We start from the raw sequence: 15377 nt of genomic DNA on the forward strand, positions 1-15377 counted from the left end.
TGGGTAGTATTGCATTTTAACCAATACATCTCATGGAAACAAACCAATACACCCGCAGGCAAGCCTTACAGGCCACCGCGGTTTTAGGAACAGCTTTACTATTGCCTTTTAATTATGTTAATGCAGTTACGCCGCCACCGGGCAAAACCCCGCCTTTAACAGCCGATGAGATAGCGGCTATTGATACCGCTTTAGGTAAGAAAGGCAGTTATAAAGATGCCGAGCAGGTTTATACCACACCATTGCCACGCAACGACCTCAAGATGAAGATCAAAGGTGAACCGATACCTATCCCCTTTGGTTTCGGCGGCTGGGTATCGTTCAAGAAAACCGCCGACGGCAAATCGGCTATGGTGATGAGCGACACGGTATTGCAAATGGAAGAAGTTAATCCGCTGATTTCTGCTGCCCATGCTAACGGTTTAGAGATAGCCGCTATCCATAACCACTTTTTTTACGAAGAACCGCGCATCTTTTATATGCACATCCATGGCATGGGTACGGTAGCAGAGCTGGCTAAAAAGTACGCCGATACGATCAGGGATAGTAAATTATTCCCGGCTAACCAGCCCGCGCCATCTGCGCCAGCTACAATAACCGGCAAAGAGAACTTTGACCTGCCTGCATTGGATGCCATTGTCAAGTACACGGGAACCGTAAATGGCCCCACTTACAAGTATACCATTGGCCGGGCCGACCTGAAGATCATGATGATGGGTGTGGAAATGACGACAAACATCGGACTGAACAGTTGGGCATCTTTTGCGGGCAGGCAGGATGATGCGCACATCGCGGGGGATATAGCCATGCTACAAGGCGAAGTGAACAGCGTGATCAAAACGTTGCGGGCGCATAACCTCGAAGTGGTAGCCGTGCATAATCACATGCTGGGCGATACCCCCCACATGATTTTCCTGCATTATTATGGCCGTGGTAATGCCACTACACTGGCACAGGGCTTTAGGGCAGCATTAGATGTGCTGGGCAAAAAAGATGGTGATATGGACAACATGAAGATGTAATGAAAGAACAGGCCATTAAACCGGGATATTCCTTATGGGATATTACTATTTATTTCCTGAAGCTGGGTACCTGGGGATTCGGCGGGCCGGTAGCTTTAGTTGGCTATATGCACCGCGACCTGGTAGAAGACAAAGGCTGGCTAACCGAAGAAGAATATAAAGAAGGATTAGCATTAGCGCAATTGGCGCCTGGTCCTTTAGCAGCGCAATTGGGCATTTATATCGGTTTTGTACATCATCGGCTAATCGGTGCCACATTAACCGGGCTGGCTTTTGTATTGCCATCCTTTATTATGGTTGTCTTATTAGGGATGGCTTACCAGTTGTATGGTGGTTTAGCCTGGATGCAGGCGGTTTTCTATGGCGTAGGGGCGGCTGTAATTGGCATTATTACAATGAGTGCCTATAAGCTGACCATTAAGTCCATCAGCAAATTTGAACCTGTGGCGATGAAATCTAAATGGCTGTTATGGTTATTTTATGTGACCGGCATAACCGTTACGGTCATTACGGAACGCGAGGAGATCCTTTTATTCCTGGCCTGCGGTATTTTATATATGGTTATCAAAGCACCACCGCAATGGCTCAAAAAGCCCTCCGTTCTGCCAGCCGGCATATTGGTCAGTACAGGCTTCTGGAAATACGATGGCAAGAATTTGCAAGAGATCGCCTGGTTCTTCGCTAAAGCGGGCGCATTTGTTTTTGGCAGCGGTCTGGCTATCGTGCCCTTCCTGCATGGTGGGGTGGTTAAAGAGTTTGGCTGGCTGAATGAACACCAGTTCATAGACGCGGTTGCTGTGGCCATGATCACGCCGGGCCCTGTAGTGATCACGGTTGGCTTTATCGGCTATCTGGTGGCCGGGTTTCCAGGTGCCTGTGTGGCCGCTTTAGCTACATTTTTACCTTGTTATTTATTTACGGTTGCTCTTGCACCCTCATTTAAGAAGATCGCGAAAAATGCCAGTATCAAAGCTTTTGTAGAGGGTATTACGGCTGCCGTGATCGGCGCTTTGGTCGGCTCAGTTATTGTTATCGGCTTGCGTTCCATCATAGATATTCCGACCGCATTGATCGGTATAGCTGCCGTTTTAGCACTCATCTATATCAAAAAACTACAGGAACCTTATATCATCGGGTTCGCCGCAATCATCGGCATCCTGATCAAAACACTTTAATATGCCAAAACGCCTTACCACAACCTTATTATTATTGCTTTTTTTCAGAATGGGTTTCGCCCAGCAGCCCAACACTTATCCAAAAGTAACAGGTTATTTCAGTATCCTCAATCCAGTTGGCAACTGGACAAAAAATGGGTTTACCAGTAACTTCGGGAATGTTTATACCATAGGTTTTCCCTTTGGCGTCAATATTTTAAAGAGCGATCATTTCGGTGTCAGCTTTGAAGTTGCCCCGGCTATCCGCACGGAAAAGAATATATCAAAGGTGAGTACTGTACTATTCCATCCCGGCGCCATGTTCCGTTTTAGGCACGGGTTTACCTTTATCGGACGAATGGCCTTTGAAACCAATGGGCGCTTTGGACTAACGCCAGTATTTAACCAGGTGATTAAAAAGGGTAAGGATGCCAGTTTTTTTATTTCCGTTCCGTTTCCGGTAAGGTTCGGCAATGATCAGCCAACATCAATCGGTACGGGATTACAATTGGGGGTTTCTTTTTAACTTTATTATCCAAGCATGGCATTGGTTATTCTGCCTAAATTTTCGTATCTTTATTTAAATCAACAGCCCGATTGTCTTTTAGCAGACAACCGGGCTGTTTTGTTAAGAGCAAAACAGAGCCAAAAATCATCCAATTTTAAGTTAAAAAATTGATAATCAACAAATTAATACTTTTTAAAGTTTCAAAAACTGCTCAAAACCGTGTTAAAATTTGTTAAAAAGTGTTAAAATCGATGTTTTCCGAGCAATTTTGAGCTGTTTTTACGCTGTTTCAATAAGAAATTTGTTAAAATTTAAGGTTTAAAAAGTTTTGCCGGTCTGGTTGTCGCTCATGGACTCCCCAAATTTAACAATCAATTATCCGGGGTAGTATTTTAATCGTAACCATATAATTCTATATTAGCGGTAACTCTAAATAATTAATCTAATTGACCCTGTTGATTTGCCGCTATGCGCTTGCCTTTTGCCTGATGATCCTGAGCGAGAACATCCTGTTGGCACAAACAGGTTCTGTGGGCGCTGATTCGCTGGAAACGCAAAGGGATGCCAATGGCATTTTGAGTTCATTTTTCGGCGGCAAAAGCCCCAAAATAGATACCGGCAAAAAAAAGAAGCCTTCTACCTGGTCGGTATTGCCATCAGCAGCTTATAATCCCAGCGTGGGTTTCGCTATAGGGGCTATTACTTCTGGCGGTAAGTATTTTGGAAATCCCGAAAATACCACCATGTCGGTAATCAACGCAGGGGCCTATATCTCTACTAATAAGCTCTCTACATTTGAGTTCAAGCACAACGCGTTTTCGTCCGAAAATATGTGGAACCTTCAGGGCGTTATGCAAATTGGTAAAACCATAGCAAAAGATAATGGCCTGGGTACCGGGCGCCGCAGCTTTGGCGAAGGCGATTTCCACATGGGAGGCCAACATTATGACAATAACCCTGATGAGTACCCAGTGCGGTACGTATACATCAAAATTAATGAGCGGATATACCGTAAACTGGCCAATCATATTTATGCCGGTGCAGGTCTCAGCTTTAATTTTTACAGTCATATTGATGACGATCGTAAAAACATACCGATAACGGCTACCCATAACTTCAGATACAGCATTAAAAATGGCTATTCGCCGGATGCTTACGCGGCTAATGGTGTATTAGTAAACTTTCAATTTAATAACCGCGACCAGCCCAACCGGCCGTTCAGGGGTATTTACGCCGATGTTATTTTAAAAGAAAATGAAACCTGGCTCGGCAGCGAACACAAGGCCTTGCAGCTAAAAATTGAATTCAGGAAATATTGGAGCCTGTCTGACAGTAACCCCGAAAAAGTTTTAGCCTTCTGGCATTGGGCCAATTACCTGCTTAGCGGATCCTTGCCTTATCTTGATCTCCCGGGCACGGGTAGCGATGCTTATGGTCGTATCGGACGGGCTTTTATTATTGGTCGTTTTAAGGGACTCTCATTTGTATATAACGAGATGGAATACCGTTTCCCGATCACCGATAACAAACTCCTGAGCGGTGTTACTTTTGTAAATATCGAATCGGCCAACAACCAACGAGACATTAAGCTGCTCAGATATTGGGAACCAGGGGCAGGGGTAGGGTTACGGTTGCTGTTTAACAAATATACCCGCTCCAACCTGTGTATTGATTATGGCCGGGGCAGTTATGGCTCAAGCGGCTTTTTCTTAGGACTTAATGAAGTGTTTTAATATCGATACTTCGACTTTAGACGTCAATTTTGCAGTACCGGGATCCGGTAAAATAAAAGGGGCGCAAAAATTTGCGCCCCTTTTATTTTATATTTTTAATAATTGCTTAGCTCTCGCGTAGGTTAGCCAAACCACCATCGTAATGATGAACCGGTGGGGTTGAAAATCTTGAACCTTTTGTAAAAGCACCAAAAATAACCAATAACCCACCCATAATTACCTGTGGCCAAAATGTGATGTGGGCGTAATCATATATCCATGGTGAGCAAAACAGGAATGAACCTCCCAGCACATCCAGGAAAAAGTGCATTTGCAAAGGGAACTGTTTAATAAAACCAAACTGATGATTGCTAAAAATTGCCATTATCAGCTGAAACCATCCTAAGATCATGGGTAACAATAAAGCTGCTCCTATTTTATGACCTTCAAAACCAAATAACCATGGTGAAGCAATTAATACTATAGCTATCACGTAGTTAAAAGCTGCATAAAGTGTTGGTGAAATAAAACTTTTCATTTTAAGCGAATTGTATAATTTATCTGTATAAATATATGTGTATCAAAAATTGTTTCAAAGCTAAGCAATTATACAGGCATTTGGTATTAAAATGTGCATAATATAAAAGCTATTATTAATTTAAATAGCTACCTTTAATCGGTTGCTGTAAAAACGGTCAAAGATATAGCGTTTTTAAATTAAAGCAACCTTTTTCTTCTCTAAACCGGGCATTAACTGAATTGACCCGGGAAATACCTTAGGCAACACATACTTATTAACAGGTGTAAATACCCTCCCATCCTGTTATCATTAAACATTAAAAAATATAAAACTATGAGCAAGGACAGACAAGCCGTTAAAGAAAAAAAGAAACCTGCGGCCGAAGGCAGCAAAAAAGCGCCTTCAGACTATCAATCGGGCAAAAAGGACTCTGTAAAGCCGATCATTGAGGCGGCCAAAAAGAAAAAGTAGCAGACATAAACACAAAAACCTTTCATATATTACTATGAAAGGTTTTTTGAGGATAAGACTAAGGCTTTATTAATAACTTTTGGGTTGTTCGGTTTTATCTTTTTGCTTCTTTAATGTGACCACAATAACTCCATTTGCTCCTTTTTTCCCATAAATGGCTGTAGCCGATTGACTTTTAAGTACGCTGAGACTTTCAATATTGTCTGCGTTTAGGTTCGCCATATCCGATTTATCGATCACTTTGCCATCTAACACATATAATGGATCATATTTCGAGATACTCTTATTCGGAAAAACAATAACCGTGGGGTTACGAAAGGTTTTGTCGGTGTTTTGAGCAATCAAGTTAGTTCCATTCTGATCTGTGCCGGTTACTCCCATTTTATCCGGACCCGGCTTTCCTGATTTATCATTATCTAACCTAAAACTGATTGGAACGGAGTATTGAACTCTTACAGTCCTCCCGTTTTGTATGCCTGGTTTCCATTTAGGTGATATGTCCAATACCCGCACCGCTTCTTCGTCAATGGCCGTACTTACTCCCCGCTTTACTACGATGTTTGATAATGAACCATCAACTTCTACAATAAAGCTGGCAATAACACGCCCCTGTACGCCTTTTTCTCTGTCGGCCTTAGGATATTTTACATTACTGGCTAAAAAATTGCCAAAAGCTTCCAGGCCGCCCGGAAATTCAGGTACTTGCTCAACAGAAGTAAATACGGTATTGGTATCGTCATTTGCTGGTTTAGCAGCAACATCATTCAAAGTAAAGCTGATCGGAACGGTATATTGAACCCTTACTTTTTGATGGTTTTGGATACCCGGTTTCCATTTGGGCGATTGTTTCAATACCCTCACCGCTTCGGCATCTATAGTTTTACTTACACCTTTTAAAACCTTCAAACCAGACAAAGCCCCATCTTTTTCGACCACGAAGGTTACAATAACCCTTCCTTGTATCCCGTTATCACGATCGGCTTTAGGATATTTGATGCTTTTGGCTAAAAAATGACCAAAGGCTTCGACTCCACCTGGAAATTCAGGCACTTTTTCAACAGAGGTAAATACATTGCCTTTTTTCCTGACAGTATCTATTCCAATTTCGTGATTGGCATGGGACACCTCCTTTTTTTCTAAAGATCGGTCTTCGTGAATGGCATCGCCTAAAAACGCCGGCGTTGCCGGTGTAGTAAATAATTGGTGAGCGCTGTTATTAATAACGGTAACCGGTTTGCTGTTATGGATAGTTGCTGACGATAAAATAAGCATCAATATAAACAGTGGAGCAGAGAGACCGTATTTAATGAGCGATATGCGCTGTGATTTATTTTTTTGTAACATGATAATACGCTGTTTTAATAAACTGTGATTAAAAAATGGATTAACCAGCTGATGTGCCGGTGCTTCAAATGTTTGACTCAGCAGTAATAAGGCGTATTCGGCTTTGTTGGTGCCAGCTTGTACAGCCTGCCTGTCGGCAATGTATTCATGAATGTGTTTGATAGCGAACCGGTACATATATACTACCGGATTAAACCAGTTAATAATCATAACCAGTTCAATCAGCATTACATCGGCCGAGTGCCATTGTTGTGCATGAACCTGCTCATGAGCCTCAATTATGGTATTATTAGAACTTGCTTCATCCAGCCTTACCGTATTAAAAAAAGAATAAGCGACAGTTGCCTGCGGTTGGTTGATCACTCTTTTTAATTTGATAAGCTGCCAGATGAGCCTTACCGATAAAAACAATATGCCTGTACCATATAAAACAGCCAGTACCTGACCAATACTGATGTGGCTGGCGGCAATAGGTTTAAAACTATAAATCATTACCGGACTGCTATAAATAGTATATTTTACCTGCTGTGTAATAAACAGGTTTTGCACCCAATCTGCCTGGATCATTGGTATAAAGAACGATAATAACGCGGCCGTTACCAGGTAGATGCGGTTAAGCTGAAAAAAAGTTTCTTTCCGCAGCAGTAAAACATAAAATACATAAAACAGTACCAGGTAAATATTTACCAGTAATAAGTATTGCCACCAGCTCATAACTATTGGTCTTTAAGTTTTTCAATCAGTTTCATGATGGCATCTGCCTCTTTCAGGTCTATCTTTTCCTTCTTTACAAAAAAGGACAACATTCGGTTTACCGAGTTATCAAAGTAGCCACTCAATAACTTATCGGCAGCAAAATTCTGGTATTGATCTTTGCTTACTATAGGGTGATACTGATGGCTTTTACCAAATGCCGTGTGCCCTACAAAACCTTTTGTTTCCAATATCCTGATAATGGTTGACACCGTATTATAAGCGGGTTTGGGTTCAGGCAGCTGATCGATCACATCTTTTACATACCCTTTTTCTAATTGCCATAATACCTGCATGATTTGTTCTTCGGCGCGCGTTAATTCTTTAATTTCCATAGTACATTTTGTAAATTTTCTTGATGCATTAACCAACACTGCATCAAATTCTCCAATTGGTTAATCTAAGTTAGATACTATAAATGAAAATAACAACTAAAGTTTTAGTTTTTATTTTTTATCCGCTTTATTGTGCATCTTCGTTAGTAATTTCATACCTATTATAAATGAATATAACCTTTCATGGTGCCGCCCGTAATGTTACCGGCAGCAAACATTTAATCAGATTAAAAGACGATACTTCTATTTTATTGGATTGTGGTATGTTTCAGGGCATGGGCGATCACTCCGAAGATCTCAATGAACATTTTGGTTTTAATCCTAAAAAAGTTAACTATCTGATACTATCGCACGCCCACATCGATCATTGCGGATTGATACCCCGCCTCGTTGCTGAGGGCTTTAATGGTCCTATATTTTGCACATCAGCCACGATGGATCTGGCACGGATTCTTTTACTTGACTCTGCACATATACAAATGCAGGATGTTGCCTATAGCAATAAACACAGAGCGCGAAAAGGTCAGCCACTATTGGAACCGCTTTACACGGATGAGCAGGCGATGGCAGCCCTGCGTCTGTTTAAAATTGTGGAATATCACGAAGAATACGAAATAACACCACGCGTAAAACTCACCTTTACAGATGCCGGGCATATTTTGGGCAGCGCCGCTGTACATTTATCCATCCTTGAAGATGGTAAGACCATACATATTACTTTTAGTGGCGATGTTGGCCGTTATGACGATATGTTACTAAACGATCCCGAAACATTTGAACAGGCCGATTATATTTTGCTGGAATCAACCTACGGCGATTCCCTTCATAAAGAACAGGGACCTATTGAGGATGCCCTGTTGGATATCATCAGGCAAACCTGTCAAATCAAAAAAGGGAAAGTGATCATTCCTGCGTTCAGCGTTGGTCGTACGCAGGAGTTGTTGTATGCCTTAAACGCGCTGGAGTTAAGAGGCGTTTTGCCGGATATAAATTATTATGTAGATAGCCCGTTATCGCAGAAAGCAACCGAGGTGTTGATGAATCATCCGGAAGTATATAACAAAGGGGTAAAAGAGGTTTTAAAAACCGATGCCAACCCTTTTGGCTTTAAAGGTTTACGTTTTATACAATCAACAGAAGAATCAAAAGCGCTGAACAATGACCAACGCCCTTGTGTTATCATCTCCTCATCGGGAATGGCCGAGGCAGGCCGGGTAAAGCATCATATTAAAAACAATATCAATAGTGATAAGAATACCATTTTAATGGTGGGGTATTGCGAGCCGAACTCCCTGGGCGGACATCTGCTTAATGGCGACCATGAGGTACATATCTACGGTGAATTGTATGAAGTAAAGGCCGAAGTAAAATCAATCAGATCAATGAGCGCTCATGGCGATTATGAAGATCTGTTGCATTTTCTGGCCTGCCAGGATGTTGAAAAAGTTAAAAAAATATTCCTGGTTCATGGAGAATATGAGGTACAGCAACACTTTAGCGGCAAGCTGAAAGATGCAGGGTTTAAACAGGTAGAGATCCCCTTTCAGCATCAAAAGATAGAATTGGAATAGTATCTAAATTGTCATTCTGAGCGGAGCGAAGAATCTATCCGCTACCAGTGCGTGTTGAAGATTAGATTCTTCGCTCCGCTCAGAATGACAAAATTTTATTTTTTAATTAGCTGGCTGCACTTTAGGCAATGCTTTTCTTGGTATCATTTCTGCACGCTCTGAGGTGTTGTACACAAAAGATGCGATGATGGTTGCCGCTTGTTTCAGGTCATCTTCGATCAGGCGGTCATAGGTGTCCTGGTTGCTGTGGTGCGTACGTGAACCATAATCAATAGCATCCTGGATAAACTGGAAGCCCGGGATACCCACTGCATCAAACGACTGGTGATCTGTACCGCCAGTGTTGCGGATAGTTACCGTTGTTGCACCCAGATCTTTAAAAGGCTCCAACCAGGTTTTGAATATAGGACCAGCCGCCGAATCACCCTGTAAATAAATACCGCGTATTTTTCCCGTACCATTATCCAGGTTATAATAGGCTGATAATTTGGCCTGCTCTGGTTTTAGCTGCATGGTTTTAGGATCGCCAAAATGATTTAATACATAGCCGCGTGAACCGAACAAACCCTGCTCTTCCGAGCTCCATAGCGCTATGCGTATGGTACGCTTAGGTTTAAAATTGATGGCTTTTAAAATGCGCATGGCTTCCATCATGACCGCACTACCTGCCGCGTTATCAGTAGCGCCTGTAGCCGCATGCCACGAATCAAGGTGACCACCTATCATGATCACCTGTTCTTTTAGTTTTTTATCCGTACCCGGAATTTCGGCAACTACATCATAACCTTGCAGATCGTCGGTTAAAAACTGGGTTTTGATATCAGCCTCCAGCTCAACTTTCTGTCCGGCCTTTGCCAAACGTAAGATCCGTTGATAGTCTTCACTGCTGGTTTCCAGTTCAGGCGATACGGCTTTAGCAGTATCTGCATATGATGCGCCATTGGTGGTAAATACCGTACCGTCTGTTCCGCGAGCCTGGCTTAATACCAACGCCGCTTTTTCATCATGTATAAACGTCCTTAAAGTAGTTTGGAAAGCACGGAGCTTACGCATAGCAGCAAACTGTGGTGAGTTGGCATCAAATTGCCTGCGCCCTGTTGCCGGCTGCATAGTAGCATTGGCCATTTCGGCAAGCTCTTCGTCTGTATAGCGGGCCGCGTCCGATTTAAAGGTACGCTCGGTAAGCGGTTTGGTGTCAAATATCACCACCTTCCCCTGCAGCTTGCCTTTGTATTGATCCAACTCAGCTGCCGAATCAGCTTTTACCACTACAACATCCCCTCTGATCAAACCGCCAGTACCCGGTGTCCAGGCTTTGGGGATAGCTATAATAGCGTGATAGTAAGGCACTGTGATGGCGGCGTAGTTTTTCTGAACTTCCCAGCCTTTGCCAAATTTACCCCAGGCCTCCAGTTTAGCATTGGCCAGGCCCCAGTTTTTCAATTGATTAACAGCCCAGTTCTGCGCACGCTTTAATCCAGGTGAGCCTGCCAAACGGGGACCGGAAACATCCGTGAGGTAAAAAGCGGTTTCCATTACTTTGGAATGGTTTAAGCCCTCCTCGCGGATTTTTTGAACAATGGCCGGGTCGACGGTTTCCTGCGCGAATACAGGTAAGGTAATGCCTGCAGAAATGAGGCATGAAAAAAGTAGTTTTAATTTCATGAATAATAAATTTTGTGATCAGTCAATAACAAATCTATTTATTAATCATCAGAAAAAACAGCAATCCGCTCTTAACAAATCTGTTACAAGAGATTGCTTTAGAACAGGCGGGACATTGTATTAAAAAGTGGGTTTACATGGTTTACACTTTTTATGGTTTACATTAAATTAATTATTTGAAAATCAGATAGTTGATTTTTATTTTCATCAAATACTGGGTTTACAGTGTAAACCATAATATTCTCTGCGAAATACCCCGATGGGGCAATATCATTTAGGTTAAGGAGTTTTGCAAACCTGATCGTGGTTAAAGTTTTGTAGAAAAAGGTCAATTTTAATATTAGTGCCGTAGGTGCTGCACTCAGGTGCATACCTACGGCATGCTAAACTCTTTGTTTATTTTCTACAAAGCTTTTACTCCTACGGAGCATGCTTAACTTAATGACATTCAGTCCCCTCAGAGTCTCCCGAAAGGGACTAATGTTCGGCAATTTGTTACACGAATAGGTTTGGATATATTTGATCATATTTGAGTTATGTCTTAAACCCATACTGAGATAGTCATGAATTTAAAGTTACTCCTGTTGTTGATATATTGGGGGATTGGGATTTACTCTGCTTTTGCTCAATCTACCTCCACCGCTTCCATAACCATCGGCAAAATACCGGAAGCCCGGTTTTCATTCACTAAAAATTGGGCTTATGAATGGGATGTAATAAAAAACAATGATGGAAAATTCGAAAAGACTACTGATGGACAAATACAGCCAGGCGATACTACCCATCTGTATTACACCGCCAATTGTCGAACAAATGTTCAGGGCGGCTATAGTTTAAATTACTGTAACGCGACAAAAAAGGGAGGAACGATAGAATTGACTTTTACAGGTGGTCAACCTGCATTCGGAAGTGAGTATAAAGTATCCATCAAGAATAATCAAATATATTTCGACCCTGATATAGTTTATGAAGACATTATTGAAAACGCTACCACAACCTATAAAACGATCAAAACTAAATTAGTCTTCAATCAAAAGAACTACAGCGCAGCCAAAGCTGTGAGCGGCTATATTAATATCGAATTTAATGAGGTTGCATCTTTACCCAAAAGAAAACCGATAATCCATCAATATTATTTACGCGGATATTTTAAGACACTGGTAAAAGCCCTTTGATAACCTTTTGAAAACCAAATTATATTGCCATGTTACAAACCGCCATTCCTGTTTTAGCTTCACTAAACGAACAGGAAACTGTTCAATTTTATACCGAAAAACTGGGCTTTACGTTCCATGCCAGTTGGGACGGTTACCTGATCATGGATCGCGACGGTATTTATATTCACCTATGGTCCTGCAAAGATCCTGAAATTGCTAAAGCCACCAGTTGTTATATAGTTGTAACCGAGGTAGAAAAATTATATGCGGAATACAAATCGTCGGGGGTTGTTCATCCCAACGGCGAATTACAGGATAAGCCCTGGAAAATGAAAGAATTTAGTATCCTGGACAATAACGGCAATCTGATCGCTTTTGGCCAGGATATTCCGGATAATTAATTGATCAGCAGTTTATAGCCTCGACCGTGTACATTGATGATCTCTACACTGGAATCGTCTTTTAAATACTTGCGGATCTTGCTTAAAAACACATCCATACTACGGCCGTTAAAGTAGTTATCATCATGCCAGATGTTGAGCAAAGCTTCTTCGCGGGTAAGTACTTCATTTTTACGCATACACAATAAGCGGAGCAGCTCAGCCTCTTTGGTTGAAAGTTTTTGCTGGTTATCACCAATGGTGATCATCTGCAAGGTAAAATCAAATACGTACTTGCCAATTTTAAATGAGGTTTGTTTCTCCTCTTCCCGTTTATCCTTATCGGTATTCTCGGTTCTTTTAAGCATGGCATTAATGCGCAGCAATAGTTCCTCGATACGGAAAGGCTTGGTGATGTAATCATCGCCACCCAGATTAAACGCCTGCATCTTGTCTTCGATCATGGCCTTTGCCGTGGCAAAAATAATAGGAACATGCGGATTTATCTTTCTGATTTCCTTACCTAATGTAAAGCCATCTTTTTTGGGCATCATAACATCTAATATCAGCAGGTCATATACCTGCTTGGTAAATGCGCGCAGGCCTTCTTCGCCGTCTTTACATAAAACAACATCAAATTTACCTTTTAACTGCAGGTAATCCTGTAGTAGCGCGCCCAGATTGGCATCATCTTCAACCAGTAGTATTTTTTTCATATTACGTTTACTCCGTGTGGCCGAAAAGGTCGGCACCCCGGAAGATTTGTTTTAACTGTTTTGTCTTTCAGACTTGTCTGAAATCTCTTATACCTGCGAAAACTTAAGCTCAAATTCCGAGCCTTTGTCTTTTTCAGATCTTACACTTATTGCCCCGTTCAATCTTTTTACAATCGTATTCACATAGCTTAAGCCCAAGCCAAAGCCCTTCACATCATGAAGGTTCCCGGTAGGGATACGATAAAATTGTTCAAATATTTTTGTTTGCTGATCACGGCTCATACCTATGCCTTTATCGGCAACCTGAATATGCACCTGCCCGTTTTTAACCAATGTTGTTATGGTAATGTCTGGTGCGTCTGCACTGTATTTTATAGCATTATCAACCAGGTTGTACAACACGTTCGAAAAGTGCAATTCATCGGCTATGATCGTTGTGTTTTCGGCAGTGAGATCAAGCGTGGTTTTGGCATTAAACTTATGCAGTTTAAGCGCCATGCTATCTATTACCACCGTTACCATATCGTTCACATCCAACGGTTTTTTATCAAGCTTAAAATCGTTCTTTTCAATACGGGCGATATTGAGTACCCGTTCAATATGGCTACCCAAACGGGCGTTTTCTTCAAAAATAATATTAGCCAAACGGGATACCCGGCTTTTATCTTCGGCGATCTCAGCATCCTTTAAAGCTTCGCTGGCTATCATAATGGTTGACACCGGGGTTTTAAACTCGTGGGTCATGTTATTGATGAAATCGATCTTCATTTCTGATACCTTTTTTTGCCTGAGGATCGAGAAGATAGTATAACCAAAACAAAATATCAATACCATTAATAATCCACCGGAGGTCCCCATAGTGGCAGTCATATTACGCAATATCAAGGAATTTTTTTGAGGAAAAGTTAACTTGATCTTACCTGGATCATTGATCACATCTTTACCAAAAATGCGGGTTTGATAGGTGTTTGCAGCAATAAACACCGGCTTATTACCATCGTTATCAGTAGCACTTGAAAATATGAGTGAATCGCTGCTGGCGGTTGTTACTTCATAGCTAAAAGGCAAATTGATGCCTTTATCATGCAGTTCAAAACGTAATAAAGAATCAATCCAAAACGGATTTACACGTTTATTCAGTGGCTCGCCCGTTTTACGGTATTCTTCGGCAAGATTCTCTATTACGGTACTTTTACCAACATTTATGTTTTGCAGCGAATCTGTCTCCAGCATTTTCTTGATCTGCGCTACCTGTCGTTCTTTTTGTTTACGGATCTGCTCGCGCTGCCATAAAGGATTTATTTGCGGCACAGAAATCAGCTGTTTTCCAAATTGAGGATCGATATACACATATCTCAAGGTATCATATTTATGCAGTTTTTTAGTACGTATGCTACCGCTGATACGGGTACGCACTATTTGTGGTGTAAACCGGCCGTGCACTACCCCAAGCTCATCAGTATACTCTTCTACCTTTACCTGGAAATCAACTGTACCTTCCTGCTGTAGCAAATTAGCCAATTCATCATCCATCTTTTTATGCATGATCATCCGCTCCAAACTATCACGTAAAAGGGCTATTTTCTTTTCGCGCAGGCTTTGTTTTTTTCTTTTGGGCAGGTATAGTTTATTGGCATCATTTTTTACCACCTTTATTCCAACAGTGGCATCATCTGGGTTGCTTACCTTTCGCTGTGCCTTGTTATTTAAAAAGTTCATGGCATCCTGCTTGCTCACTTTTGACACCACATTGTTAAGCGCCTCGTTTACAGAGCGATCAAACAATTCCGATTGCATCTGGTACGATTGCCGTAAAAAATATAATTGCATGGCCATTACACCGAGCAGTGCAAAACCCATTAACCCAATTATTAAACCGATGCTTCTTTTCTTCATTTGTTAACAAGCAAAATTATTTTAAAATAACCGTACAACAGTCCCTTTTAACAAATTTTAACAATTATCAGCGGCAATAACCTTTTGAAATATAACATTTTGCCTTTTTTCGGGGCCATAAATGGCCTGAATTATACAATATACAAAAATGAAACGGGAAGAGCTGTTAAACG

The 15377-nt window shown here is 41.6% G+C and carries 14 protein-coding genes; 8 read left to right on the forward strand and 6 right to left on the reverse strand.

Annotated elements, in window-relative coordinates; genetic code table 11:
• Window positions 1-32: 32 nt before the first annotated feature.
• The 4 genes from AC57BQ_RS20955 (at window position 33) to AC57BQ_RS20970 (ending at window position 4417) form a co-directional block, all read left to right on the forward strand.
• Window positions 33-1022, forward strand: a complete 990-nt coding sequence (locus AC57BQ_RS20955; RefSeq protein ID WP_496408113.1) for a DUF1259 domain-containing protein — start codon at window positions 33-35, stop codon at window positions 1020-1022.
• Complete coding sequence (locus AC57BQ_RS20960; protein ID WP_496408114.1) at window positions 1022-2197, forward strand: chromate transporter; 1176 nt, start codon at window positions 1022-1024, stop codon at window positions 2195-2197. The genes AC57BQ_RS20955 and AC57BQ_RS20960 overlap by 1 nt, the downstream gene beginning before the upstream one ends.
• A gap of 1 nt (window position 2198) precedes the next feature.
• Window positions 2199-2702, forward strand: coding sequence for a hypothetical protein (locus tag AC57BQ_RS20965; protein ID WP_496408115.1), 504 nt, complete (start codon window positions 2199-2201; stop codon window positions 2700-2702).
• A gap of 428 nt (window positions 2703-3130) precedes the next feature.
• A complete protein-coding gene (locus tag AC57BQ_RS20970) occupies window positions 3131-4417 on the forward strand; it encodes a BamA/TamA family outer membrane protein (RefSeq protein ID WP_496408116.1) in 1287 nt (428 codons plus the stop codon).
• Between the two features lie 106 nt (window positions 4418-4523).
• Here the strand turns inward: AC57BQ_RS20970 and AC57BQ_RS20975 are convergent, their stop codons facing one another.
• A complete protein-coding gene (locus tag AC57BQ_RS20975) occupies window positions 4524-4934 on the reverse strand; it encodes an SPW repeat domain-containing protein (protein WP_090469909.1) in 411 nt (136 codons plus the stop codon).
• Between the two features lie 315 nt (window positions 4935-5249).
• Here AC57BQ_RS20975 and AC57BQ_RS20980 point away from each other — a divergent pair, with 315 nt between their 5' ends.
• On the forward strand, window positions 5250-5387 hold the full coding sequence (locus AC57BQ_RS20980; protein WP_496408117.1) for a hypothetical protein: 138 nt from the start codon (window positions 5250-5252) through the stop codon (window positions 5385-5387).
• Between the two features lie 69 nt (window positions 5388-5456).
• Here the strand turns inward: AC57BQ_RS20980 and AC57BQ_RS20985 are convergent, their stop codons facing one another.
• Window positions 5457-7445, reverse strand: a complete 1989-nt coding sequence (locus AC57BQ_RS20985; RefSeq protein WP_496408118.1) for a TonB family protein — start codon at window positions 7443-7445, stop codon at window positions 5457-5459.
• A 2-nt stretch (window positions 7446-7447) separates the two neighbouring features.
• Window positions 7448-7819 (reverse strand): BlaI/MecI/CopY family transcriptional regulator, encoded by a 372-nt coding sequence (locus tag AC57BQ_RS20990; protein WP_496408119.1) that lies wholly within the window; start codon window positions 7817-7819, stop codon window positions 7448-7450.
• 167 nt (window positions 7820-7986) lie between these two features.
• Here AC57BQ_RS20990 and AC57BQ_RS20995 point away from each other — a divergent pair, with 167 nt between their 5' ends.
• Entirely contained in the window at window positions 7987-9390 is a 1404-nt protein-coding gene (locus AC57BQ_RS20995) for an MBL fold metallo-hydrolase RNA specificity domain-containing protein (protein WP_496408120.1), read from the forward strand.
• A gap of 102 nt (window positions 9391-9492) precedes the next feature.
• Here AC57BQ_RS20995 and AC57BQ_RS21000 read toward each other — a convergent pair whose 3' ends face one another.
• Window positions 9493-11055: a M28 family metallopeptidase gene (locus tag AC57BQ_RS21000; protein WP_496408121.1), complete on the reverse strand. Its 1563-nt coding sequence runs from the start codon at window positions 11053-11055 to the stop codon at window positions 9493-9495.
• A 563-nt stretch (window positions 11056-11618) separates the two neighbouring features.
• On the opposite strand from AC57BQ_RS21000, the gene AC57BQ_RS21005 reads away from it, so the two are divergent.
• Together AC57BQ_RS21005 and AC57BQ_RS21010 are read left to right on the forward strand one after the other, a co-directional pair.
• Entirely contained in the window at window positions 11619-12230 is a 612-nt protein-coding gene (locus AC57BQ_RS21005; RefSeq protein ID WP_496408122.1) for a hypothetical protein, read from the forward strand.
• A 29-nt stretch (window positions 12231-12259) separates the two neighbouring features.
• A complete protein-coding gene (locus AC57BQ_RS21010) occupies window positions 12260-12613 on the forward strand; it encodes a bleomycin resistance protein (protein ID WP_496408123.1) in 354 nt (117 codons plus the stop codon).
• Here AC57BQ_RS21010 and AC57BQ_RS21015 read toward each other — a convergent pair.
• Both AC57BQ_RS21015 and AC57BQ_RS21020 read right to left on the reverse strand, forming a co-directional pair.
• On the reverse strand, window positions 12610-13308 hold the full coding sequence (locus AC57BQ_RS21015; RefSeq protein ID WP_496408124.1) for a response regulator transcription factor: 699 nt from the start codon (window positions 13306-13308) through the stop codon (window positions 12610-12612). The genes AC57BQ_RS21010 and AC57BQ_RS21015 overlap by 4 nt on opposite strands.
• A gap of 87 nt (window positions 13309-13395) precedes the next feature.
• Entirely contained in the window at window positions 13396-15204 is a 1809-nt protein-coding gene (locus AC57BQ_RS21020; protein WP_496408125.1) for a sensor histidine kinase, read from the reverse strand.
• Between the last annotated feature and the right edge of the window lie 173 nt (window positions 15205-15377).

This window comes from Mucilaginibacter sp. BGA-UO-ETr-C110, assembly GCF_059567985.1.

Coding starts and splice junctions, on each gene's coding strand:
- AC57BQ_RS21005 (WP_496408122.1), top strand. CDS start 11,619: ATGAATTTAAAGTTACTCCTGTTGTTGATATATTGGGGGATTGGGATT.
- AC57BQ_RS20955 (WP_496408113.1), top strand. CDS start 33: ATGGAAACAAACCAATACACCCGCAGGCAAGCCTTACAGGCCACCGCG.
- AC57BQ_RS20975 (WP_090469909.1), bottom strand. CDS start 4,934: ATGAAAAGTTTTATTTCACCAACACTTTATGCAGCTTTTAACTACGTG.
- AC57BQ_RS20990 (WP_496408119.1), bottom strand. CDS start 7,819: ATGGAAATTAAAGAATTAACGCGCGCCGAAGAACAAATCATGCAGGTA.
- AC57BQ_RS20995 (WP_496408120.1), top strand. CDS start 7,987: ATGAATATAACCTTTCATGGTGCCGCCCGTAATGTTACCGGCAGCAAA.
- AC57BQ_RS21010 (WP_496408123.1), top strand. CDS start 12,260: ATGTTACAAACCGCCATTCCTGTTTTAGCTTCACTAAACGAACAGGAA.
- AC57BQ_RS20985 (WP_496408118.1), bottom strand. CDS start 7,445: ATGAGCTGGTGGCAATACTTATTACTGGTAAATATTTACCTGGTACTG.
- AC57BQ_RS21015 (WP_496408124.1), bottom strand. CDS start 13,308: ATGAAAAAAATACTACTGGTTGAAGATGATGCCAATCTGGGCGCGCTA.
- AC57BQ_RS21020 (WP_496408125.1), bottom strand. CDS start 15,204: ATGAAGAAAAGAAGCATCGGTTTAATAATTGGGTTAATGGGTTTTGCA.
- AC57BQ_RS20980 (WP_496408117.1), top strand. CDS start 5,250: ATGAGCAAGGACAGACAAGCCGTTAAAGAAAAAAAGAAACCTGCGGCC.
- AC57BQ_RS20965 (WP_496408115.1), top strand. CDS start 2,199: ATGCCAAAACGCCTTACCACAACCTTATTATTATTGCTTTTTTTCAGA.
- AC57BQ_RS20960 (WP_496408114.1), top strand. CDS start 1,022: ATGAAAGAACAGGCCATTAAACCGGGATATTCCTTATGGGATATTACT.
- AC57BQ_RS21000 (WP_496408121.1), bottom strand. CDS start 11,055: ATGAAATTAAAACTACTTTTTTCATGCCTCATTTCTGCAGGCATTACC.